Source organism: Ponticaulis sp. (assembly GCF_029210165.1).
Classification (GTDB): domain Bacteria; phylum Pseudomonadota; class Alphaproteobacteria; order Caulobacterales; family Hyphomonadaceae; genus Ponticaulis.
On the sequence record NZ_JARGNT010000001.1, the window covers coordinates 354,230 to 377,807 of the forward strand.

Genomic DNA, 23,578 nt, shown 5'->3' on the forward strand with positions numbered 1-23,578 from the left:
GCCTCACGGCTACCTTCAAACAGAAAGCCCGGCTTCGCGCCGGGCTTTTTTTATGACTGCGTTATCAGGCGCACATAGAGGTCACCGCGACCGCCGCCCTTCAGATGCGGCATGCCTCGTCCCTCAAGACGCATTGATTTTCCTTCTTCCACGCCCTTGGGAATGTTCAGCTTGATCTTAGCGCCGGAAACGTCGTGCACCATCAGCTTGCCGCCCTTTTTCAGAACGGACGGCTTCGCAATGGCGTTGCAATAGACGTCAGCGCCGCGGGTTTCGAAATATGGGTGTGATCTCAGCTGGACCTGAATATAAAGATCGCCCGTCTGCGCAGACACGATGCTTCCGTTTTCCGGCAAGCGTGCCGGTATCGCACCGCCCTCACCGGCAAGCCGGATACGGGTTCCGGTGATCGCCCCCGCAGGAATTTTCACGCGCAAGTGACGTATCTCTGGAGCAGAGGTGCCAATGCCCGAACACGTGGCGCATTTGTTCACGACGGTTTTGCCCGACCCCTGACAATTCGTGCATGTCTTCTGCAACTGGAACATGCCCTGTTTGGCAGTCACTTTACCAGTCCCGCTGCACGCTGAACAATCCGGCCCGGCACCCAGAATACCGTGTCCGGAACACGCAGAACAAAGTCGTGTTCGCGAAACCTCGAGGTCTTTCTCTACGCCGGAGAATGCCTCTTCGAGCGTGATCTCCGCGACTGTATGAATATCAGCGGATTCTGCGGCGGCCGCACCGCCACCCTTACTTCCAGCACCGAACATTTCGTCGAAGACTTTGAAGACGTCGTTCTCATCTTTTGGCGGCGTGTTCTCGGATTTTCCGGAAGCAGCACCCGCTGTCTCAATTGGCGTGTCACCCGGCGCTGCAGCACTATGGGAAAACTGGCTAAAACTCAGCGCGCCGAAATCGCGCCAGGTGTCCTCATAGGCTTTCAGCTTGTCATAATCCATTTGCGGACGCTTGCCCGTAAGACGTGCCAGTTCCTCAATGAATCCGTCGAGCAATGCGCTACGCCCGGAGCCGTCCCAGTCTGACAGATCGTGCGTGTTCAGCCCGGCAAAACCCAGCGGAAGCTCTGCACTCTCCATCAGTACCGGCACGAGCCGGCCTGCATCTTTCGCCAGACGGGCCTGCTCGATCACCCATTGGCTGGATACAGAGTGACCGCACCATAAAACAGGCACGGCTTTGGCCGTTGCGATACGCTCTTCCAAATGCCGGTTAAAGCCGTCTGCAGGTATGTCCTGATAATCAAAAGCGACATCATAGCCATAGCCCGCCAGCACACTTGCCAGATGACGTGCGGCAGGCCTGCGCTGGGATTTGTAGCAGATCAGAATATCCAAAGGCGTTCTCCCTTGGCCTGACATTAATTCGATTTACCCGAGGCTCAAGGGAGGGCACAGCTGCGTTAAGGCCGATACCCTTTCGGCTTGTAGCCCGGCTCGATCATACGGTCTGCGTGGTGGACGAAATCGACAAGCAGAGGGCGCGTATCGCGCGGGTCGATAATGTCTTCGGCGAGGAAGGCTTCAGCAGTCCGGAATGGCGAGCGCATCGCCTCGAACTTGGCGTAAAGCTCTTCCAGGAACGCATCCTTGTCTTCAGCTTCTGACAATTCTTTGCGGTAAGCCGCCTCAATACCGCCCGCCATAGGCAGAGAGCCCCAATCACCAGATGGCCAGGCATAACGCCATTTGGTCCGCGTCGGGTTCATCATGGCGGAGCCAGCAAGGCCGAATGCTTTGCGGATAACCACGGCACACACAGGCACTTTTGCCTGATACATGGCAGACATGGCGCGCACACCTTTGCGCGTGACGCCGTTGGTTTCCTGCTTCACACCAACCGCAAAGCCTGCACAGTCGACGAAGTGAATGATCGGCAGGTGGAAGGTGTCACAGAGGTCGACATGACGGGTGACCTTATCGCACGTGTCCGGCGTCCATGCGCCATCGAGGAAGAACGGGTCGCCTGCGAGAATGCCGACAGGGAAACCGTCAATCCGAGCAAAGCCGGTGACTATGCCTTTGCCCCAATAGCGGCCAATCTCGAAGAAGCTTCCCTGATCGACCGTCACATTGATGATTTTACGCGGCATATAAGGGGTTTTGCCGTCCGTCGGGACGATATCAATCAGGCTTCCTTCACGGCGGTTCGGGTCATCCGTCGGCGAGGTCCGCGCAGGGCGTTCATGAACGGACATTGGCAGATAAGAGAGGAACTGGCGCGTCTTTTCAAAGGCTTCCGCTTCGGTCTCTACGGCCTCGTCCACCGTGCCGTTCTTAGCCTGAATATTCCAGCCGCCAAGCTCTTCCTTGGTCACGTCCTCACCAATGGCGCGCGCGACAGGCGGCCCAGCCACGAAGACCTGAGACAGCTCTTTCACCATGACGGAATAATGGCTCGCACCTACGCGCCCTGCCCCGAGGCCTGCACACGGGCCAAGCGCCAGAGACACAACCGGAATCTCCGCCAGATTCTCGACCGCGTATTCCCAGCCCGGCGTCTCCGGAATGTAGGTTCGCGGGTCCTTATCCAGCATTTTGATGGAGCCACCACCGCCCGTGCCGTCCACCAGACGGATGAGCGGCATGCGATATTCACCGGCCATTTTCTCGGCGATCAGCATCTTTCCACGAATGGAGGCATCCGCGGCGCCGCCGCGCACGGTGAAGTCATCGCCCAGAATGACGACCGGCTTACCGCCAACCTTACCCCGGCCCACGACCATATTGGCGGGAAGAAACTCTTTCAGCTGGTGGTTCTCATCATACTCGGCGCGGCCGGCAATTTTGCCGATTTCCTGAAAGCTGCCCGGATCAGCCAGAAACGCCACACGCTCGCGTACCGTCAGCTTGCCACGACCACGCTGACGAGAGACCGGCTCTTCGCCGCCCATCTTCTCGGCGAGACGCTCGCGCTGACGTAATTCTTCGATGTGCGGCTTCCAGCTCATCCGATTTCCCCTGACTGACTTGCTTATATTGTTTGTCTCAAGTCCTAATCAGGGAATGCCTCACGGTATAGCCTGCCCCTTACGTCAACCGGACATTGCCATGACCAGACCTATCACCTTCGTTCCAGGAACCATGTGCGATGAGCGTGTGTGGCATCCCGTCTGGGCACAGCTTCAGGGCAAGCTCACCTGCAACTACTTACCAATCCACACAGCACGCTCTGCCGCCGCGTTTCGCCAGCATTTTCACAGTGCTGCTGATGCGGAAGGCCCGCTGCATCTCGTGGCGTTCTCTATGGGCGGATATCTGGCGATGGAATTTGCCATCGGTCACCCGGACAAGGTCGCCTCGCTCGTCACGATCTGTTCGTCAGCCTTCGGCCTGCATGATGAGGAGAAAAAGCAGCGCCAATCGGCGCTCGAATACCTCAAAACGCATATCTATAAGGGCATTGTGGACGCGCGCCTGAACCAGATGCTGCACCCTGACCACGGCTCCGGCAATGCCATCAAGCAGATCATGCGCGACATGGACCATGACCTCGGCGTGGAAACGCTCATCACCCAGCTGTCAGAGACGACAGAACGGATCGATCTTTCCGGCCAGCTTAACCGCATCACCTGCCCCACGCTGATGATCGCTGGCGATACCGATCCGTTCCTGACCGAGCTTCAACTTGCCATCATGACCAGTGAAATTCCCAACGCCAAAAGCGCCATCGCGCCGGATTGCGGACACATGGTACCACTGGAACGCCCGCTATGGCTTGCAGGTGTACTCTCAGAATTTTATGGCGCGAGCTGAAACCTTCCCCATATGCGACGACGAGCCCTGCTGACATTTTGGTCAGCTGCCTTGCCATCTGGCGAAGCGGGGGCCATACAAAACAAGAAACCTTGAGGGAGACTCATATGGATCTGGCTGCACTTACGGCTAAAGCAAACGAAGCGCTTCAAAGCGGTGCTTTCGACAAAATCGTCAAATTCGATTTCGGCGATATGGGCAAACTGCTTCTGAACGGCAAAGAAAATGTCGCGACCAATGAAGACGGCGACGCTGATGCCACTGTCAAAGTTGACTGGGATGACTTCCAGAAGCTTCTCGCAGGCAATCTTGATCCAACTATGGCCTTCATGCAGGGCAAGCTCAAAGTTATGGGCGATATGTCTGTCGCTATGCAGCTTCAGAGCCTGTTCTCACAGCTGAAGTAACAGGGCCTTATGAGCTCTTCCGGCTTCGTCGAGATTGAAGGCAACCCGCCGCCTGAAGGCGCGCGCGTCCGCTGGCTCGATGGTGCCGAGGGGCGTCGGCTTCGCATGTGCGTTGCGCCTGCGCTCAATCCTTCTACGCCACGGGGCACAGTTATCGTCTGCCCCGGGCGCACCGAATTCATCGAAAAATATTTCGAAACGGCGCGCGAACTTCAGGAGATGGGGTTTGCCATCCTCATTCTGGACTGGCCGGGTCAGGGCCTGTCGTCACGGCTTCTGCCGGATGCCCGAAAAGGCCATATCGACCGCTTCTCTACATTCATGAATGCGCTAAAAAAAGCGCTGGATGAGATGCAGGACGAACTGCCCCGCCCGCTTGTGTCGCTAGCTCACTCCATGGGCGGCGCTATCGCGCTTGCGGCGATCACCAAAAAGCTCATCGAAGTCGACGCAGCCGCTTTCTCCGCACCCATGTGGGGTCTGAAGAGCCGATTCATGGGCATGAAATATCTCGCCTGGTCGATGAAGACGCTTGGTCAGGGCAACAAGTTCGCCATGAAGCCGGGCCCGCGCGGCGCATTCGAAGAGAACATTGTTACCCATGATCGCGGCCGCTGGGATATTCAGGAAGCGCTCATTGAAGCCAGCCCTGATCTTGAGCTCGGCCCGATCACATGGAGCTGGCTTGGCGCTTCTCTCGATGTGATTGACGCCTTTGCCAAGCCGACAGCGCTGGCGCATGTGAACTGCCCTGTGCTCATCGCTACCGCAGGCGAAGAAGAGCTGGTGGATAATGACAGTCACCATCGCATTTCGCGTCACCTGACGAATGTCGAGCGCATTTATCTGCCGAATGCCCGTCATGAAATCCTGATGGAAACAGATGATATTCGCGACCAGTTCTGGGCCGCGTTCAAACGCCTGCTCGACCGCGCGGATATTTAGTTTTTCTTATCGAATAACAATTTGTTGATAGCCCGCTATTTTCATCTTTAAAGTGAACATGTTTACTGCTATGCCTACGCTATACAGCATATAGCGGAGGAAACATATGCTCAGGAAAGTTCTCATTTCATCTGCGCTCGCCGCAGGTCTTGCTGCGCCAGCTATGGCCGAAACAACGCTCGATTACGTGATTTCCAACGGCGTCGTTCTGTCGGTTCAGGGCTTTGATATTCCGGTGGACTACCATGAAGATGGCACGTATTCCGCCGTTGCTATGGGCTCTGAAATCCCAGGCACATGGCGCGTTGAGGGCACATCCCTCTGCACTGAATCGTCCATGCAACCGGGCGAGAACTGCACTGAATACCCAGAAGGCAAAGGCCCTGGCGACAGTTTCACTGTCGAGGGCGCAATGGGCCCTGCAACGATCACGATCAACCAGTAAGCTTCGCTCGAAGTTTATTTTCGCAACTGACCCGGGCCTAAATGCCCGGGTCTTTTTTTGCGCCCTTCTGGGACAGCCAGACGCCGAACAGGATAAGCGCATAGGCCGCAACACTGCGGAAGGACTGCATTTCTCCAAACATGAAAAACGCGATCAAAGCCGTGACAACAGGAATGGTGTAGCCAGTCAGAGAGATAAACGTCGCGCTCGTACGGGCGACCAGCCGCATATAGAGAAATGAGGCGGCCGCCGTTGGAGCGAGCGCTAAAATCGCAATCCCCGCATATGCGGATGGAGCAGGATCAAGCTCAGCGAAATCCACGCCCGCCAACGTCGGCAGGCTCAATAAAGCCGCCAGCGTCACAAAAGCTGCAGACATCATAATGGGTGACATAGGCGGCGCAGCACGCGCTGTGATCGTGGTGATGGCGTAGAACATGGTCGCCATCAGGCATAAGGCTTGCGCGCCCACACTCGCAGAGCCGAAGGACGAAATCGCGTCCGGCCCGAACAATAGCGCGACGCCGCTAAAGCCGACAATCAAGCCCAGCACGACGCCCCGCGTCAGGCGTTCGGCTGCAAAGAAGAAATGCGCAAGGCCCGCCACAAACAGAGGCGCGGCAGCTACATAAAGCGCGGCAAGGCTGGAATCTACAGTTCGCTGGGCAAAAGTGATCGCCAGAAACGGCGCCGTCATCCCAATAAAACCAAGCACAAATAGCGTACCCCAGCGTCGCCAGTCCGTCAGCGGAGGGAAACGCTCCTTCTTCCAGATGGCGATGCCCATCAGAATGGCTGCACCAATACAAAGGCGCGCTGCCGTGACCAGCTGCGGCGGAAAACCATGCGCCGGATCGCTCATATTCACCGCAAGCCGGTTACCCGGATAAGCCAGCGCCCAGAGGACCGTCAGAACGGCAAACAAAGTCCAGTCTAGAGAATTGCGATGCCCGGGCGTGCTCATCTGTGCCGGTCAGCATGACGGATCGCCGTCATGAACCGCTCAAGCTTTTCAGGGTCGAGATGCCCACCCGTGCGAACGCCAGAGCAGATATCCACGCCATAAGGACGGACCTTCGCGATCGCCTCGCCGACATTTTCAGCGTTGAGGCCACCTGCGAGAAAGACAGGTTTGGAGCTTGCTTCAACAATCTTACGCGAGAGCGCCCAGTCATGCGTGCGCCCGGTTCCGCCCAACTCCGGCGTGTCGGCGTTTGGCCGACCAGAATCGAGAAGAAACGCATGCACATGCGGCTCGTATTTCGCAACGAGATCCAGTGCGCCTTCGTCTTCCACATGGATGACCTGTACGCGGCGCGTCGAAAGCAGAACCCGATCAAGGCTCATCGTTTCGGCAAGCGTCATATGCTGGACGAGCTGGACCGTAGATACACCCGTGCGCAGAAGGTGCTCTGCAACGCCGGTTGCGGTCGTCTCAGACGTGAGCATGAAACAGCTGACACCCGGTGGCACATCGCGGGCAATGTCACGGATTTTCGTATCCGTCAGCTGGCCGGGGCCAGACGGCATTTTGCCAACGAGACCGATCGCGTCCGCGCCAGCCTTCACGGCGAGCTGCGCTTCGTCAGCCGAAGATATGCAGCAGATTTTGACCCGTGTTCGCGTCAACAGAGCTTACTCCGGCGCAAAATCAAACAGGGTTTCGCCGCGATACTCAGCCCAGCCGATATCGCCGGCCTTTGTCGCTCTGGCTGTCTCGCTCTTCGGCTCGAGTCGCACGCGGCGACCGTCCACCAGTTCGAGAAACACAAAGTCACCAGCCTCATCGCTCGCAGCATCGAACTGACGCTCACGCACCAGAGCAGCGACCCACGCACCTGCGGGTTTGCTGCTGCCCTCTTTCTGCTGGCGGTAAAGATAAGCGCCCAGCGCGGAAAGGCAGTATATGAGCGCGCACGCCGTCAGGCCCATCCCGCCCATAAAGAGAAGGTCACCAACGAATGTTGTGCCTGCCATCACTTTCACGATGATCAGATAAAGCACAGCAACAGCAACAAAGCCGCCAGCCCAAAAGAGTGTGCGCTGATTGATGGCCGGAACCCTGACTTCGGCGTTTTCCGGCTTCGGCGGAGATGTGCGCCGCGCAAAGGCTTCAAGTCGATCCAAATCGCTGTTGCTCATAGTGTCCCGGTTCCTGAAATGATTCGCAGCGCCGCTGTTCACGGCAAAGCTAGTCGATACTCCGCCACGCGAAAAGTCTGCTGACCCTATTTACCGGCAAATGCCTCAAAAGCGAGGCAGGATTATGAAATTCGGCCTCACAGCGATGCGACGAAATTGTCATGAAAAACCGCGTGCATTGTTAACGCAGGTATGAGATACGGGCTGCGGGCCAGGCATCCCCAACGATGCCCAGCCTATCTGTAAGGATAGGAGTACAAACAGATGACGACAGTCGCTAAACCAGCGGTGCGCCCGGCGTGCCCGTATTTTTCTTCAGGTCCTACGGCGAAACGCCCGGGCTTTTCTCTCTCACAACTCGAAGACGCAGCGCTTGGCCGCTCTCACCGCTCCAAGATTGGCAAGGCCAAGCTTAAAGAAGCGATTGATCTGACGCGCGAAGCGCTTGGCGTGCCTGATGACTATCTCATCGGCATCGTACCTGCGTCCGACACCGGCGCTGTCGAAATGGCTATGTGGTCCATGCTGGGCGAGCGCCCTGTGGACGTGTTTGCATGGGAAAGCTTCGGCGAAGACTGGGTCAAAGACACTCTCGACCAGCTTAAAGACGTCGACGCGACTGCGCATGTGGCAAAAGAATACGGCACACTGCCTGACTTCTCTAAAGCCCGCGATGACGCCGACATCATCTTCACATGGAACGGCACAACATCCGGCACCAAAGTTCCTAACGCTGACTGGATCGTCAAAAACCCTGAGCGCGTCGTCATCAACGATGCGACGTCTGCTGCATTCGCGCAGGACATTGACTGGGAAAAGGTCGATGTGACGACATTCAGCTGGCAGAAAATTCTTGGCGGCGAAGCGGCACACGGCATGCTTGTGCTGTCACCTGCGGCTGTTGCACGCCTTGAGCGCTACACGCCAAACCGTCCTCTGCCGAAAATCTTCCGCATGACGAAAAAAGGCAAAGTCGACCTCGGCATTTTCGAAGGCGCGACCATCAACACGCCGTCCATGCTCTGCGTTGAAGACTATATCCAGTCTCTCAAATGGGCTCTGGAACTCGGCGGCTGGAAAGCTCTGAAAGCACGCTCTGACGAGAGCCTCTCAATCCTTGAGGACTTCGTTGCAGAGAATGACTGGATCGACTTCCTCTGTCAGGACAAGGCCACACGCTCCAACACAGGCGTGACGCTGAAAATCACAGACGACCGTTTTGCGGCGCTGTCTGCTGATGATCAGGCTGCCTTCATGAAGAAGATGACCGGTCTTCTGGAAAAAGAAGGCGTGGCTTTCGACGCAAACGGCTATCGCGCAGCGCCTCCGGGCCTTCGCATCTGGTGTGGCGCAACGGTTGAACCTTCCGACGTGAAGGCCCTCACACCGTGGCTCACATGGGCGTTTGAAGAAACCATCAACGCTTAAGAGATGACGGAGACCTCCTCCAGCATCTGTGCCTGGGGCGATGGGACATTCGGCAAGGTGAGCGATCCGGTAAAACTCGTAGAGCGGGCAGAACTGGAACTCACCGAACTGAAACAAGCCCTCATCGCAGGAGATGTGACCGAAGCGGGCAAAGAAGCTGCCGACGTCACCATCCTCCTCCACCGGCTCATGGCTGTTCTTGGCAAAGACCTCTCAGACGAGGTGGACGCCAAAATGGCCATCAACCGGGCCCGTGAATGGCAGAGCGCCGGAGATGGCACCGGAAGCCACTCGAAGAAATCACCCGAAGAGTAGTTATTAATTTGCTCGACCTGGTTCCTCGTTTCACTCGGTCGGTCTGCGCCTTCGCGTTGCTCGTGATGAGCACCACACAGCCCGACCGGGCTGAGCGCAGACAGCCGGAACGCAAGTGACGAACAGCTGTCGAGCACCAACAACAGGATAAAACCATGCCTAAGGTTCTTATTGCAGACAAACTCAGCCCGGCAGCAGCCGAAATCTTCCGCAATCGCGGTCTTGAAGTCGACGTTAAACCCGGCCTCACGAAAGAAGAGCTGATCGAGATAATTCCTCAGTATGACGGCCTTGCGGTCCGTTCAGCTTGTAAACCGGACGCAGACGTCATCGCTGCAGCGACTAACCTGAAAGTCATTGGCCGCGCAGGTATCGGCGTCGACAATATCGACGTAAAAGCGGCAACGGCTAAAGGCGTGATCGTCATGAACACGCCATTCGGCAACACGATCACCACAGCCGAGCACGCAATTGCCATGCTGTTCGCTGCGGCTCGCCAGATCCCGGCAGCTGACGCACGTACACAAGCTGGCGAATGGCCGAAGAAAGACTTTATGGGCACCGAGCTCTCTTTCAAAACACTCGGCGTCATCGGTTGCGGCAATATCGGCTCTATCGTTGCAGAGCGCGCAATCGGCCTAAAAATGAAAGTCATCGCGTTTGACCCATTCCTCACTGAAGAGCGCGCGACTGACCTTGGCGTGAAGAAAGTCGATCTTGAGACACTTCTCGCTCAGGCGGATGCTATTTCCCTGCACACACCGCTGACAGACGCGACACGCAACATCCTGTCTGCTGATGCGCTCCAGAAAACGAAAAAGGGTGTCATCATCATCAACTGTGCCCGTGGCGGTCTTGTTGATGAAGCAGCCGTTCGTGCCGGCCTCGATTCCGGTCACATCTCAGCGGCAGCGTTTGACGTGTTCGTTGAAGAGCCAGCGAAAGACAACATCCTGTTCGGTGCACCGAACTTTGTTGCGACGCCTCACCTCGGTGCGGCGACAACAGAAGCGCAGGAAAACGTTGCCCTTCAGGTCGCTGACCAGATTTCTGATTACCTCCTGACAGGTGCTGTCACCAACGCCCTGAACACGCCAAGCATTTCTGCGGAAGAGGCCCCTCGCCTCAAGCCATACGCAGAGCTGGCTGAAAAGCTCGGCCTGTTCGCTGGCCAGATCGCTGATGGCGGTTTCACAGAAATCGAAATCGGCTTTGAAGGTGAACCTGCTCAACTCAACACCAAGCCGCTGACAGCAGCTGCTGTATCCGGCGCGCTTCGTCCGATCATGTCTGACGTGAACATGGTGTCTGCTCCGGAAATCCTGAAAGCCAACGGCGTGACGCTCACAGAAGCGACGCGTGCAGACAGCCCTGTATATGACAACCTGATCCGCATCCGCGTGAAGGTTGATGGTGCATGGCGTGATGTTGCCGGTTCTATCGTAGCTGGCGTGCCTAAGATTGTGGAAGTCAAAGGCATGGCTCTGGACGCAAAATTCCGTTCAACCATTCTCTACGTCAACAACCTCGACAAGCCTGGCTTTATCGGTGCGCTCGGCGTGATGCTCGGCGAAGCTGGCATTAACATCGCGACCTTCAACCTTGGCCGTGAAGGCGAAGGCGAAGAAGCGATTGCTCTTATCGGTATCGATGCTGAAGTGCCGTCAGACGTTCTGAAAAACATTCAGGCTCTGCCACACGTTCGCTACGTGAAAGTTCTTCAGTTCTAAGACGTTATGTCACCTGAAAAAGAAAACGCCGCCTCGCAATGAGGCGGCGTTTTTGTTTGCCTTGTGGTGTGTGAAATAATCAGGCCGCAGCCACATCGTCGAGGAACCGCTCAACAGCGCTCTTGAGAGACGACGTACGCTCGTTGAGGCGACCGGCATAACCAAGGACCTGATTTGCAGAACGTGTTGTCTGGTCCACTGAGGAACTAAGCTCGGACATCGTCTGCGAAACGCGCCCAGTCCCTTCTGCCGCGCGCTGCACACTACCAGAGATTTCAGCTGTCGCAGAGCCTTGTTCCTCAATCGCAGAGGCAATCGCGCTGGTGTAAGAGTTCATCTCTTCAATGCCGGTTGTGATGTCGGCAATCGCTTGGACCGATGCGTTCGTCTCATCTTGGATCGCGCTAATCTGGGCAGAGATTTCTTCGGTCGCTTTCGCCGTTTGTGTCGCCAGCTGCTTCACTTCGGACGCAACGACAGCAAAGCCCTTGCCCGCCTCACCTGCACGCGCCGCCTCGATGGTAGCATTGAGCGCCAGAAGGTTGGTCTGCTCGGCGATTGCCTGAATGAGCGTGACGACTTCGCCAATACGACCTGCCGCCTGAGCCAGACGCTCGATCTTGGTGTTCGTCTCACGGCCGTTCTCTGTTGCGCTTGCCACAATGCGGGTCGTTTCAACGACCTGACGACCAATCTCGCCAATAGACGCTGTCAGCTCTTCAGCTGCACTCGCAACAGACTGGACATTGTTGGTCGCTTCGCCGGATGCGCCGAGAGACTCGCTCGCACGGTCCGCACTATTACGCGCAATCTGGCTCAGCGTGTCTGCCGTGCTGTCGAGGCCATGCGCAGTCGCAGACACTTCCTTCAGTTCGTCCATGACGATGTCACGGAAGGACGCAATCATCTGCTCCATACGCTGCTGACGCTCGCGGGCCTGCTCATCGACGATTTTTTGCTTTTCAGCGAGCGCATGACGATCACGCACACCTTGTTGTAGCTTGGTGACCGATGCAGCCAGCTGGCCGATCTCATCCTTACGCCCGGTGTGCGGCACGGAAATAGACAGGTTCTCCCGCGCAATCTCATCCGTGATTTGCGCCATGTCGCGGACAGGACGCAAAAGGCGACGGCTCGCAAAAATGCTGATCACAATGGCAATCAGAATGACCGGCACAACCGCCATGCCAAACTTGATCATCATGTCCGCGATCACGCCCGTAATGCGTGCCTTCTGAACACCCACATAGAGGATGCCAATGACGTCGCCGGATGCGCTCTCAATCGGCTGATAGACGGTGTAATAGTCTGTGCCGAGAATGTTCGCTTCACCGCGGAATGTCTCACCACGTGTGACAATCGGATAAACCGCACCGTTCTGGCCAAGCGGTGTGCCGACAGCGCGGGTGCCATCCGGCTTCACAATATTGGTCGACCGACGCCAGAAGTCGCGGGTTTCGTCGTCCCAGACGAAGATCGTCGCAGTTTCACCGGTAGCCTGACCAATACTATCGATCAGGTCGTGTGAACTGAATTCAGGGATAGTGTCGGCGCGAACGGAACGGACTTCACCCTCTCCATCCCAGCCGATTTCAAACTCATCAAGGTTCTGCGACAGCACCGTCGCAGCAACGCGCAGGCTCGCACTCTGTGAATTCAGAGTATCCTGACGCACTTTCAAAGAAACAACTTCGTATGCAATTGCCCAAATAATAAGAAGTGATGCAGCCACGAGCATCGCACTCATCGCAGCAATTGAAGACGAGACCTTCATATTTTTAAACATATTCATTTTAAGGATCCCAGGACTAATATTGTCCCAGAGTATCACTGAACGACTGTCGCCCGGTTAATGAGCGAGGCTCAATTGTTAGAGAAGCGAAGGCCTTTTGAACCAAATTTTCAATCAGTTTGGCGCAAATTCTGCATACTTCCCCTTAAAATCGCGCCATGGTTTCACTTGAGCATGCGTTCAGGCAAACTGACCTGACCCATGACTTGCGCAATTTCGTGCTAACGTTATGGCAAAGCCTGAAACGTCCCGCACCAATTTCGGATTCGACATGCCTGACTTTTTCCAGACCATTCTCGACCAGCTGGTAAGCGGCATCACTGCCGGAAGGCCTGACAATCTGCTGATCGTGTCTCTGGGGCTGATCGCAACATTCTACCTGATTTACAGACTTGGTGGCCGTGCCTGGGCGTTCCTGTACTTTGCGACCATCCCTTTTCTGAACTGGTCTTTTGGCGTCATCGAAACCTGGTGCTTTGTGACACCCGCATCAGGCGAACCCGGACGCGTCGCATTTGATGCCTGTTTAGCGGGCCCCATGGGCCTGTTTGAAAAAGGTATAAGCTTCCACCCACTCGCCATGGTCACCGGATTTGTGTTCGTCCTGCGAGACTTTGTTCAGCGCCGCATGGGGCAGCGTGTGCTGCTTGTCATGGCGCTTGGCGTGGCGTGGGCGTTTTATTACGCATGGCCTGTCATCGCGATTGCCTCTGGCCTTGCCTTTGCGATTTCCGAGCTCGCGGACTGGGCGATCTACACCTTCACAAAATACCGGCTCTCCACGCGTATTCTGGTGTCGTCAGCCGTGGCGTCACCCGTGGACACGACCGTCTTCCTGTTCGGCGCAGACCTTGCGGTTCAGATGCAACTTGGAGAACCGGCAGGCACTATGTTGCACACTGCGAACTGGATCGCGTTTGTGATCGGCAAAATGGTCGGCGCATTGTTCGTCAGCCGCGCCATGCGCAAGCGCGAAGATGCCGGCCTCGTGGACCCGCAGGCGATTTAGTTACGTCGCGGGCGTCCAGCTAACCACATCGACGCCCTCATCCAACGCCTGAAGAGGCCCGGGCTGATATCCGGTTTCTGCCAGTATAGCTTCTGCAGACTGTCCTCGGTTCACACCAGAGAACACACCTGTGCCACCTGGAAGCCTTACACCGCGAACGCGGCTCAGGTGAAAGGCTGTAAACGGCGTCTCCGCCGTCAGGAAGAAATCAAAAATGTCACGGCCTCCCGCAACAGCAAGATGGCTCACGGGCATCTCGAATGCGTCAAGCGCCGATGAAATTCCACACGATTGCGGATTCCAGAACACAATTAGCCCGTCGCGAACCACGTCGCGGACCGACCTTGTCAGAATGAGGCGTTTGCGCTTTGCGTGATTGGGCGTTGCATCATGGCTCCGGCGACCGAGTACGCTGACATCAGCGGCGCTCAGACCGGCCTGAAAGAATTCCCACTCAGCATCATTCTTCAGGCTATCGGGCATATTACCGTCTGCATCGGCAATACGGTCGTCATCGCTGACAACAGCATAGCCTTCAATACGTAGTGTTCCGGTACTCAATGACATCCGCCCCGCCTGTTCGCTTTATGTGGCAGCTGTAATTGCGCTGTTCCTCCGCCCGATCAATAGCCAAACGAAAAACGCCGCCCCATTCAGGAGCGGCGTTTCCAGTGTCTGCCTGAGAGGGACATCAGGCAGCTGAGACTTCTCCGAGGAAACGGCGAACTTCTTTTGCGACTTCATCGGTACGCATTTGAAGATCAGCAGCAGAGGACAGCACCGTTTCCGCTGCGGCGCTGGTTTCCGTCACCGCACTGGTGAGCTGGCCCATTTCATCAGACACAGCAGACGTGCCCATCGCCGCGCGCTGAGAGCTGCTGGAGATTTCGGCAGTCGCCGAGCCCTGCTGCTCAATCGCTGTGGCAATCTGGGTGGTATACCCCTCGACCACTTTGATGATCTCCGTCATGCCCTCAATTGCGCCGACCGAAAGTTTTGTGGCCTGCTGGATCTGGTCGATCTGTTCAGCAATGTCCTCGGTCGCCTTGGATGTCTGACTTGCAAGTTGTTTGACCTCAGATGCAACGACCGCAAAGCCCTTACCTGCGTCTCCTGCCCGCGCCGCTTCGATGGTCGCGTTTAGCGCAAGCAGATTGGTTTGCTCGGAAATAGACTGGATAAGAGAAACGATCTCGCCGATCTGTGACGCTGCTTCTGCCAGGTTTGCCACCTGTTGATTGCTGCGAATGCCTTCTTCCGTCGCGCGGTGCACACTGCCCGTAGTTTCGGCAACGCGTCCCGCAATCTCGGAGATGGACGCTGAAAGCTCTTCAGCAGCCGCCGCCACAGCATGCACGCTGTTTGTTGCGTCGTTCGATGAGTTCACCGTGTTTTCAGCACGCACAGAGCAGTTCTCAGCAACGTCCGTCAAACGAGACGCCGTTGTGTCCAGACCGCCCGCTGTATCATTCAGCTGACCGAGCAAATCATCAATGCGGGCGCTGAACTGGGCCACCATCTGAGCGGTACGCTCTTCACGCTCGGCCGCACGAGCCTCAGCCTCTGCTACGCGGCGCTGGGAAAGATCTTTCAGCGCTATTGCGGCACGTGCACTTTGGCCGATTTCATCCACGCGATCTGTATAAGGCACGTCTATATTCAGGTTGCCCCGCGCGAGCTCTTCGGTCACTGCCGCGAGTTCGGTCACCGGCTTCATCATCCTGCGAACGGCCATTCCAGCGATCCAGATGGCAAGCCCCATCACCGGAATAGCGGCGAGGCCACACTGAATGATAAGCGTCCATATAATCGCCGTGATCTGCGATTTCTCGATAGCCGCGCACACGATCCCGACAATGTCCCCGGCAAGGTTCATGACCGGCGAATAAACGCCGTAATATTTCTCGCCCTGTACCAGCGACTCGCCCTGATACGTCTCACCCCGGATCACCGCCTGATAGGCATCATTAGATGCACCAAGCGGTGACCCGGTTGCGCGGCCCCCGTCTTCCCCCAGGACATTGGTCGATCGACGAATGAAGTCCTGACGAGCTTCATCCCATTCAAACAGTGTGGCGACTTCCCCCGTCGCACGCACGATTTCATCTACGATGGCGTGATCGCTGACGTCCGGAAACGCCTCAACCACAACACCCGTCACACCTCCGTTTCGCCCCCAGCGAACTTCAGCGCCCTCAACACTCAATTCGAACATCTCTGCCGCAACAGCGATGTTCATTGCCTGGGCTTTTGCCGCATCGTTCTCAACCTTGCCGGCGATGACCACCAGGCTGATAATCGAAATAATTCCTACAGCCGCGACAACCAAAGAACTGGTCATCAGCGTTACAGCTTTCTGTACAGAAAGCTTTTCCAGCTTGCTGAGCATAACCCCTCACACTCCACACGTATTATATGAAGGGCACTGTAATCATTAAATTATATTCCAATTATGAATAACCGTGTTTAGTTTTCGAAGTAAAAACAAGTTTGCCTCTCTTTTTTTATTACCAAAAAACGAACGGTCGTTTTTCCGCTTCCAAAAGTGGAAGCACTTAATACAGAAAAAGGGTCATTTTATACTGAAATCAACTAAGACTACGCTATACATGTTCAAAGCAACTCTCAGGGGAACTTTAGTTTTGTAACGACTTTCAGATCATCGGACGGGGTAGAGAAAACCACACAGCCGATCTGTCGCGCCGTGTTTATGCCCTTTAGACTTGACGTTCGCGCCTAAAAAACGCACCCCTCCGCCATTAGATTTCCGGTGTAATATCGCCGAACGCCATCGCATCCAGACGGAGTATCCCAATGCGTGTAACAATGATCGGAACGGGCTATGTGGGCCTTGTCTCTGGCGCATGTTTTGCAGATTTCGGGCATGTTGTGACATGCGTGGATAAGGATGCTTCCAAGATCGACAAGCTGAAGGCGGGTGAGATTCCGATCTTTGAGCCTGGCCTTGATCAGCTGGTTGAGAAGAACGTCAAGGAAGAGCGCCTCTTCTTCACGACAGACCCGACTGACGCCATCAAAAATGCTGATGCTGTGTTCATCGCGGTTGGTACGCCGTCACGTCGCGGTGATGGTCATGCGGACCTTTCATACGTCTATGGCGCAGCGGAAGAAATTGCCGGCCTGATGGACGGCTACACAGTGATCGTCAACAAATCGACGGTTCCGGTTGGAACAGGCGATGAAGTCGAAGCCATTATCAAAAAGACCAATCCTGAGGCTGACTTTGCCGTCGTCTCTAACCCGGAATTTCTGCGCGAAGGCGCAGCGATCAAAGACTTCAAGGTTCCAGACCGCGTAGTCGTCGGCACAGATGATGAGCGCGCCAAAGAGGTGATGACAGAGCTTTACCGACCGCTTTATCTCAATGAGACGCCAATCCTCTTCACAAACCGCCGCACATCCGAGCTGATCAAATACGCAGCCAACGCCTTCCTCGCGGTGAAGATTACTTTCATCAACGAAATTGCAGACCTGTGTGAGAAGGTTGGCGCGAACGTTCAGGAAGTCTCCCGCGGCATCGGGCTTGATAACCGCATCGGGAAGAAATTCCTCAATGCCGGCCCTGGCTATGGTGGTTCATGCTTCCCGAAAGACACGCTGGCGCTTTCCAAGACGGCCAATGATGTTGGCGCTCCGGTTCGCATTGTCGACACGGTTGTTGAAGTGAACGCCAACCGCAAGAAAGCCATGGCCATGAAGATTATCGACGCGATGGGCGGCGATGTCTCCGGCAAGACAATCGGCATTCTGGGCCTCGCCTTCAAACCCAATACCGATGACATGCGCGATGCGCCAAGCCTCGATATTATTCCAGCCCTTCAGGAAGCTGGCGCAAAAGTCCGCGCCTATGACCCTGAGAGCATGGAAGAGGCGAGCCATTCGCTGAAAGACGTGATGTTCTGCGATGGCCCGTATCACGCGCTGGAAGGCGCTGACGCGATGGTCATCATTACAGAGTGGGATCAGTTCCGTGCGCTCGATATGGAACGCGCCAAGTCCATCCTCAACGGCAATGTCGTTGTGGACCTGCGCAATATCTACACCAAGGCAGATATGACCAAGCGCGGCTTTGACTATACGAGTGTAGGTCGGCCTTAATCAGTCGACCGCGTGGGTTTTAGGCTCACGCAGCTGAACGACATCTTTCCACGGAACTGAAATACGGAATTCAGCGCCCTCATCAGGGGTGCTGAAAGCCTGAATGCTCCAACCATGTTGAGCGATCAGTTCAGCACAGGTTGCCAGGCCAATGCCCGCGCCCTCGCGTTCATTACTGAGGCGACCGAACAACTCGAAAATCTGCTCGGCTGCGTCTTCCGGAAAACCAATCCCGTTATCGCGAACGACGATTTCAGCGCTCTCCCCCTCACCGGTCGCAAGGACTTCGACCTTTAACGGTCGGTCATCTGATTTGAACTTCAGCGCGTTCGAGAGAAGGTTTTGCAGAACGATCTCCATCAACGCCCGGTCAGCATGAACGATTGGCAAATCGCCTACTTCAAGCCAATCACCATCGCCAGGTGCCATCAGGCTTGCGCCAACGCTTCGCACGATTTCGGTGACATCAACGTCCTGACGCGCCAACCCACGTGAAGAACTTGTCGAATAGTTGAGAAGTCCGATAAGCAGGCGCTCCAGTTCACCGGCAGACGCCTCTGCCATCGTCAGAAGTTCTTCGCGGGTCTCCAGCGCGACATGCTCTTCATCATCACGGTATAATTCAAGCGCCATCCGAATATTTCGCAAAGGGCCGCGGACGTCATGTGCCACCCGGTGCGCGAAGGACGTTAGCCTCTCATTGGTTGTCCGTAGTGTTTTGGAAGCACGCCGTTCTTGCTGCGCGTTTATTTTCGCGCTTTCAAGATCGTCCTGAAGCCGCGTCACTGCGCGCCTCTGAAGCGTTTCGTGAGACAATTCCACCGAGTACAGCATGCTCTTATCTGCAGGCTGTAATCTGATGGCCCTCATATCGGCCACTTCATCATTTGCTACGACACGTGTGACGAAAGAGTCCGTCCAGGCATCCTCCCGGTCGGCCATCCGGAACATATCATCCAGAACGTCCGTCTCGAACAGATAGTCTGCCGGCATACCGGCGATCTCGTGTCGATCCTTTTTCAGGAACTGGCAGGCCGAACGGTTTGCGTCGATGATGGATCCGCTAGCATCAATCAACAGGAAGGCTTCCCGGGCACGAAAGAAAAAAGACTCAAACATTTTGCCAACCCGACGCGAAGATGCGGTTTGCAGCACTTCCGTTAAAAAGTATTCTGACACCAAACCGCGGAGCAGAATGCATGTCTGAAAAAATCAAAAGTAATAAAGGACGTGCCCTGAAAGCCCCGGAAATCAAGAACGACAACCAAGGTTTCCCGAACAAAAAGCACAGCCTACCCAATACAACGATTACAGAAAATACCACACTTATCAAGCTCATTAAGGCAGATTACACGGCATGGTTGAAAGTGAGCCCACAATGATCCGTGCAGTAATCGACGCCTGTATTCTGGCGGGCACAATCAGGCGACACATGGTGCTGCTGTTTGCCCATGAAGGCCTTTTGGAGCCGGTCTGGTCACTGCGAATTCTGCATGAAACTCAGCGCGCTATCCCGAAAACACTCAAGGCGAGCGGCATGGATAAAGAGACGCTCGCCAAGCATGCCGGGACAGTGTGTGACCTGATCCTCGAGAGCTTTCCTGAAGCGCTACAGGAACCTCAATCCATGACACTTCGAGCGCCCCTTCCCGATCCTGATGATGAACATGTGCTAGAACTCGCGTTATCGGCAAAAGCGTCCGTCATTGTGACCGAAAACCTGCGCGACTTCCCGAAAAAGGCCCTCTCCGGCACAGGCATACGCGCCATTAATACAGATCACTTCCTCACAGAACTGGCAGAACAGTCTCCTGATGCGGCGCAACGCGTCATGGCTAATCTCATCCAGATCATTGATAACCGCGTTTTCGATGAAGCAGCCTGTCTTACCCGTTTGAAACAGGTTGGCCTCAAGCGATTGGCAAAAACGTTAGCGGCCTAAAATGCCACCCGCGCCAATCTGGCGCTTTTCTCAATGGCCAACCGGGTTTAGAGGATAGTCATGACTGATCAGATCCAAAACACCGCCGACACTCAAGCGCCAGCTGAAGAGAAAGTCTCTTTCGGTTTTGAAGACGTAAGCGCAGATGAAAAAGTCTCGCGCGTCAAAGGCGTGTTCCGCTCTGTCGCGGGTAAATACGATCTGATGAACGATCTCATGTCCGCCGGCGTTCACCGCGTCTGGAAAACCATGACAATGGACAGGCTGAACCCGCAACCGGGCGAGTCCTTCCTTGATGTCGCTGGTGGCACGGGCGACCTGTCCCTCGCCTTTCTGAAACGCGCCCGCCTGCAGGGTGAGCGTCATGGCCGCCATCATGTCCGCGCTAATGCCATTGTCTGCGATATCAACGATGCCATGCTGGCCGCAGGTCGCGAGCGTGATGATGTTGCCCGCGTTGCTGATCAGATGAGCTGGGTATGCGGCGACGCGATGGCTCTGCCGTTTGAAGATAATACTGTCGACGCGCTCGCCATTTCCTTTGGTATTCGCAACGTGGCTGACATTGATAAAGCCTTCCGTGAATTCCGCCGCGTACTGAAACCGGGCGGGCGCTTTGCCTGCCTTGAGTTTTCTCACATGACAGCGACGCCGCTGCAAGAAGCCTACGACCTTTATTCCTTCAACGTGATCCCGAAGCTCGGCGACTGGGTGGCAGGCGATGCGCCGTCTTACCAGTACCTTGTTGAGTCTATCCGCCGTTTCCCGAAACAGGATGAAGTGCTTCGCCGCATTGAAGAGGCAGGCTTCAGCAATGTGTCCTGCACCAACTTTACCGGCGGCATTGCGGCGCTTCACTTCGGCTGGGCTGTCTAGATGTTTTCAGCGATTGCAGATTACTGGCGCCTCATGCGCGCGGGCGTCACGCTGGCACGTCATGATGTGATCCTGCCTGCAGAATACGCCAGCCGCATGCCGCTTCCGGCCAAGGCATTCGGCGGCTTTCTGCGCGCCACTGGCGGCAAACCGAAAGGGCGCCCTGGCGAACGTCTTGCTGCTGCTCTGGAATCGCTTGGCCCCGCCTATATCAAACTCGGCCAGTTCCTTGCGACGCGCCCTGATGTATTCGGCGTGGAGACGACAACAAACTTGTCACGCCTGAAAGACAAGCTGCCGCCGTTTGGCGATGAGAAAGCAAGAACCCAGCTCAATCTGGAATTCGGTGAGGACGAAGCGAAACGTCTCTTCCCCGAAATCGGGCCTGCCATCGCTGCGGCGTCCATCGCGCAGGTTCACCGGATGGAAACACCGGACGGCACGCGCGCGGTCAAAATTCTCCGCCCTGATGTCGAACGCCTGATCCTGACCGAACTTCGAGCGATGAAGCGCGCGGCCCGCACTATCGAAACGGTGGACCGAAATTCCAGACGCATGGAGCCGGTTGCCTTCGTTGAGACGGTGGCGACCTCTATGGAAAAAGAGCTCGACCTGCGCCTTGAAGCAGGCGGCGCATCAGAGTTTGCAGAAGTCTCGGCAAAGTCCGGCGGCTCTTTCCATGTTCCGGAAGTCGACTGGGAACGTTCGGGCAAAACCGTCCTCACAACAGACTGGGTCACCGGCACAAGCCTGACCGACACCGAAGCCCTCGCAAAGCGCGAGTTCAACCGCATCGAGCTTGCGAACAAAGTCACACGCGGATTCCTTCAGGCCGCTATCGGTCATGGCGTGTTCCATGCGGATATGCACGAAGGCAATATGATCCTCGGTGATGATGGCGAGCTGTATCTGATCGACTTTGGCATTGTTGGCCGTATCGGCATGGCCGAGCGCCGCTTCCTCGCTGAAATCCTCGATGGCTTCATCCGCCGGGATTACAAACGCGTGGCTGAAGTGCACTTCGAAGCCGGATATGTTCCGCCAGACCGGTCTGTCGGTGACTTTGCACAGGCACTGCGCTCCGTCGGCGAGCCGATCCACGGCAAGTCTGCGCAGGAAGTCTCCATGGGCAAACTTCTGCTCCAGCTTCTCGATTTCACCCACACATTCGGTATGCATTTGCGCCCTGAACTGGTCCTCCTTCAAAAGACCATGGTGCAGGTGGAAGGCGTCGCGCGCACACTCGACCCAACCCACAATATCTGGGACGCCGCCAAACCTGTGGTTCAAGAATGGATACGTCAGGAGTTCGGCCCTGCTGGCATTGCCAAACAGTCCGGCATCGCACTTCGAAGCCTTGCCCAGCGCGCGGTTCAGCTTCCGGAAATTCTGGACCGTGTCGACCGCGTTCTGGAAGCGCAGGACGCTCATGCCCGCCAGAGCAAATCCATGCGTTTGCCCGGCTATATCCGAAAGCCAGTGACCAGCCTGATCGTGCTCTCAGGCACGATCATTATCAGCGTCGTGGTCGGACTGTCTCTCTATGAGACGTTTTTCTCCTAAAACGCGCCTTCCTGAACAGTCAGGTGCGTCTACTGGATTCTTAAGTTGCTGAACTTCCCCTTTCAGTGGTAACTTCTTGTTAACACTTTGGAGAGGGTGAATTGATGCGCGCTGTAAAACTTATCTGTTCTGCTGTACTTGCGATGACTGCAGTCAGCCTGCCTGCGCTGGCTGGCGAGCCGGGACCGAACTTCCATCCGGCACCAGCGCCGCAACCTGCGCCTGCCCCGCATGGGCACGGCTATCACCAGTCTGAGCATGGATGGGGCCACTCCCAAGGCAGCGGCACCAATACGCGCGACCTCAACATTCAGTCCATGCACTCCATCCACACCGTGCAGCCTGCGCCCGCAGCGACGTACAGCTACTCGTCCGGTCATGCTTCCGGCTATTCTTCTGCGTCCAGCTATTCGTCAGCACCGACGCGCACCTACACGACGACAACATCTGGCTGCTACACGCCAAATCCATGCGCGAGCCACCACGCCGCGCCAACGCGCACAACCACGACGACCCGCACTTATGTGCGCAGCGTGCCATCCGCGACACCTTGCTACACGCCAAACCCGTGTGCAGCGCCGCCCGCGCCAGCCGTCGTCTACCACCAGCCTGCTCCGGCTCCACAACCTGCTCCGCAAATCGTTCGCTATGACTGGCTGGCAATCGAGCAATGCCGTGAGAACACAATCCGCCGCCTGTCCACCAGCCGTGATGGCGAACGTTCTTACGCTGTCTGCTATGCGGACCTGATGCATCTGTCAGATTACGACCGTAACTCCGAGCTTCTGGAGCGTATCGAGACAGCATCCCGCCGCGCCTGCCGCGATCAGGGGATCAGCGCTTTCTATTCATCCCGTGCACGCCGCGAATGCCGCGACGAAGCGACCGAGGATGCCGTTTATGCTGCAAACCTTCCGAGTCTGGTTGATCTCTACAACCACCGCGAGGGCAATTATACGCCAAACGTGAATGTGGGCCGCCCGATCATGAACTGATCACGGCGGTTTTGGGGGAACGACAGGGGGAGCAGCCACGCGCTGCTCCCTTTTTGTTTACGCCGCTTCCATTTCCCTTTTCTTCAGCTCCGCT

Annotated in this window: 23 protein-coding genes; 14 read left to right on the plus strand and 9 right to left on the minus strand. The window is 56.1% G+C overall.

Annotated features, from left to right (window positions below):
- Positions 1-50 precede the first annotated feature (50 nt).
- The gene (locus P1U45_RS01750) at positions 51-1,358 is read right to left on the minus strand and encodes a DnaJ C-terminal domain-containing protein (protein WP_301057207.1); all 1,308 of its coding nucleotides are present in this window, start codon (positions 1,356-1,358) and stop codon (positions 51-53) included.
- A gap of 65 nt (positions 1,359-1,423) precedes the next feature.
- Positions 1,424-2,971 carry a carboxyl transferase domain-containing protein gene (locus P1U45_RS01755; protein WP_301057208.1) on the minus strand — a complete coding sequence of 516 codons (1,548 nt, stop codon included), beginning with the start codon at positions 2,969-2,971 and terminating at the stop codon, positions 1,424-1,426.
- Positions 2,972-3,071: 100 nt separating this feature from the next.
- Here P1U45_RS01755 and P1U45_RS01760 point away from each other — a divergent pair, with 100 nt between their 5' ends.
- From P1U45_RS01760 to P1U45_RS01775, 4 genes are all read left to right on the plus strand, one after another.
- Positions 3,072-3,776, plus strand: coding sequence for an alpha/beta hydrolase (locus P1U45_RS01760; RefSeq protein WP_301057209.1), 705 nt, complete (start codon positions 3,072-3,074; stop codon positions 3,774-3,776).
- Between the two features lie 107 nt (positions 3,777-3,883).
- Positions 3,884-4,183, plus strand: coding sequence for an SCP2 sterol-binding domain-containing protein (locus tag P1U45_RS01765; RefSeq protein WP_022693211.1), 300 nt, complete (start codon positions 3,884-3,886; stop codon positions 4,181-4,183).
- Between the two features lie 9 nt (positions 4,184-4,192).
- Positions 4,193-5,128 (plus strand): alpha/beta hydrolase, encoded by a 936-nt coding sequence (locus tag P1U45_RS01770; protein WP_301057210.1) that lies wholly within the window; start codon positions 4,193-4,195, stop codon positions 5,126-5,128.
- Between the two features lie 106 nt (positions 5,129-5,234).
- A complete protein-coding gene (locus tag P1U45_RS01775; protein ID WP_301057211.1) occupies positions 5,235-5,573 on the plus strand; it encodes a hypothetical protein in 339 nt (112 codons plus the stop codon).
- 37 nt (positions 5,574-5,610) lie between these two features.
- Here P1U45_RS01775 and P1U45_RS01780 read toward each other — a convergent pair whose 3' ends face one another.
- The 3 genes from P1U45_RS01780 to P1U45_RS01790 are packed head-to-tail and all read right to left on the minus strand — an operon-like array spanning position 5,611 to position 7,715.
- Complete coding sequence (locus tag P1U45_RS01780; RefSeq protein ID WP_301057212.1) at positions 5,611-6,537, minus strand: DMT family transporter; 927 nt, start codon at positions 6,535-6,537, stop codon at positions 5,611-5,613.
- Positions 6,534-7,202 carry a phosphoribosylanthranilate isomerase gene (locus tag P1U45_RS01785; protein ID WP_301057213.1) on the minus strand — a complete coding sequence of 223 codons (669 nt, stop codon included), beginning with the start codon at positions 7,200-7,202 and terminating at the stop codon, positions 6,534-6,536. Before P1U45_RS01785 ends, P1U45_RS01780 begins: the two co-directional genes overlap by 4 nt.
- A gap of 6 nt (positions 7,203-7,208) precedes the next feature.
- Positions 7,209-7,715 (minus strand): hypothetical protein, encoded by a 507-nt coding sequence (locus P1U45_RS01790; RefSeq protein ID WP_301057214.1) that lies wholly within the window; start codon positions 7,713-7,715, stop codon positions 7,209-7,211.
- 264 nt (positions 7,716-7,979) lie between these two features.
- On the opposite strand from P1U45_RS01790, the gene P1U45_RS01795 reads away from it, so the two are divergent.
- From P1U45_RS01795 to serA, 3 genes are all read left to right on the plus strand, one after another.
- The gene (locus P1U45_RS01795; RefSeq protein ID WP_301057215.1) at positions 7,980-9,143 is read left to right on the plus strand and encodes a phosphoserine transaminase; all 1,164 of its coding nucleotides are present in this window, start codon (positions 7,980-7,982) and stop codon (positions 9,141-9,143) included.
- 3 nt (positions 9,144-9,146) lie between these two features.
- Positions 9,147-9,458 carry a nucleotide pyrophosphohydrolase gene (locus P1U45_RS01800; protein WP_301057216.1) on the plus strand — a complete coding sequence of 104 codons (312 nt, stop codon included), beginning with the start codon at positions 9,147-9,149 and terminating at the stop codon, positions 9,456-9,458.
- 155 nt (positions 9,459-9,613) lie between these two features.
- Positions 9,614-11,188 (plus strand): phosphoglycerate dehydrogenase, encoded by a 1,575-nt coding sequence (gene serA, locus P1U45_RS01805; protein WP_293607851.1) that lies wholly within the window; start codon positions 9,614-9,616, stop codon positions 11,186-11,188.
- Between the two features lie 79 nt (positions 11,189-11,267).
- Here serA and P1U45_RS01810 read toward each other — a convergent pair whose 3' ends face one another.
- A complete protein-coding gene (locus P1U45_RS01810) occupies positions 11,268-12,980 on the minus strand; it encodes a Cache 3/Cache 2 fusion domain-containing protein (RefSeq protein WP_301057217.1) in 1,713 nt (570 codons plus the stop codon).
- A 229-nt stretch (positions 12,981-13,209) separates the two neighbouring features.
- Between P1U45_RS01810 and P1U45_RS01815 the strand changes: the two genes are divergently transcribed.
- On the plus strand, positions 13,210-13,989 hold the full coding sequence (locus P1U45_RS01815) for a VUT family protein (protein ID WP_301057218.1): 780 nt from the start codon (positions 13,210-13,212) through the stop codon (positions 13,987-13,989).
- Here P1U45_RS01815 and P1U45_RS01820 read toward each other — a convergent pair whose 3' ends face one another.
- Complete coding sequence (locus P1U45_RS01820; protein ID WP_301057219.1) at positions 13,990-14,556, minus strand: hypothetical protein; 567 nt, start codon at positions 14,554-14,556, stop codon at positions 13,990-13,992. It lies immediately after the preceding gene.
- 124 nt (positions 14,557-14,680) lie between these two features.
- Positions 14,681-16,378 (minus strand): methyl-accepting chemotaxis protein, encoded by a 1,698-nt coding sequence (locus P1U45_RS01825; RefSeq protein WP_301057220.1) that lies wholly within the window; start codon positions 16,376-16,378, stop codon positions 14,681-14,683.
- 425 nt (positions 16,379-16,803) lie between these two features.
- Here P1U45_RS01825 and P1U45_RS01830 point away from each other — a divergent pair, with 425 nt between their 5' ends.
- Positions 16,804-18,108 carry a UDP-glucose/GDP-mannose dehydrogenase family protein gene (locus P1U45_RS01830; RefSeq protein WP_301057221.1) on the plus strand — a complete coding sequence of 435 codons (1,305 nt, stop codon included), beginning with the start codon at positions 16,804-16,806 and terminating at the stop codon, positions 18,106-18,108.
- Here P1U45_RS01830 and P1U45_RS01835 read toward each other — a convergent pair whose 3' ends face one another.
- On the minus strand, positions 18,109-19,227 hold the full coding sequence (locus P1U45_RS01835) for a PAS domain-containing sensor histidine kinase (RefSeq protein WP_301057222.1): 1,119 nt from the start codon (positions 19,225-19,227) through the stop codon (positions 18,109-18,111).
- An 80-nt stretch (positions 19,228-19,307) separates the two neighbouring features.
- On the opposite strand from P1U45_RS01835, the gene P1U45_RS01840 reads away from it, so the two are divergent.
- From P1U45_RS01840 to P1U45_RS01860, 5 genes are all read left to right on the plus strand, one after another.
- Positions 19,308-19,490 (plus strand): hypothetical protein, encoded by a 183-nt coding sequence (locus P1U45_RS01840; protein ID WP_301057223.1) that lies wholly within the window; start codon positions 19,308-19,310, stop codon positions 19,488-19,490.
- Positions 19,487-20,050 carry a PIN domain-containing protein gene (locus P1U45_RS01845; RefSeq protein WP_301057224.1) on the plus strand — a complete coding sequence of 188 codons (564 nt, stop codon included), beginning with the start codon at positions 19,487-19,489 and terminating at the stop codon, positions 20,048-20,050. The genes P1U45_RS01840 and P1U45_RS01845 overlap by 4 nt, the downstream gene beginning before the upstream one ends.
- 60 nt (positions 20,051-20,110) lie before the next feature.
- Positions 20,111-20,926 carry a bifunctional demethylmenaquinone methyltransferase/2-methoxy-6-polyprenyl-1,4-benzoquinol methylase UbiE gene (ubiE, locus tag P1U45_RS01850; protein ID WP_301057225.1) on the plus strand — a complete coding sequence of 272 codons (816 nt, stop codon included), beginning with the start codon at positions 20,111-20,113 and terminating at the stop codon, positions 20,924-20,926.
- A complete protein-coding gene (locus P1U45_RS01855; protein ID WP_301057226.1) occupies positions 20,927-22,489 on the plus strand; it encodes an AarF/UbiB family protein in 1,563 nt (520 codons plus the stop codon).
- 104 nt (positions 22,490-22,593) lie between these two features.
- Positions 22,594-23,484, plus strand: coding sequence for a UrcA family protein (locus tag P1U45_RS01860; RefSeq protein ID WP_301057227.1), 891 nt, complete (start codon positions 22,594-22,596; stop codon positions 23,482-23,484).
- The last annotated feature ends 94 nt before the right edge of the window (positions 23,485-23,578 follow it).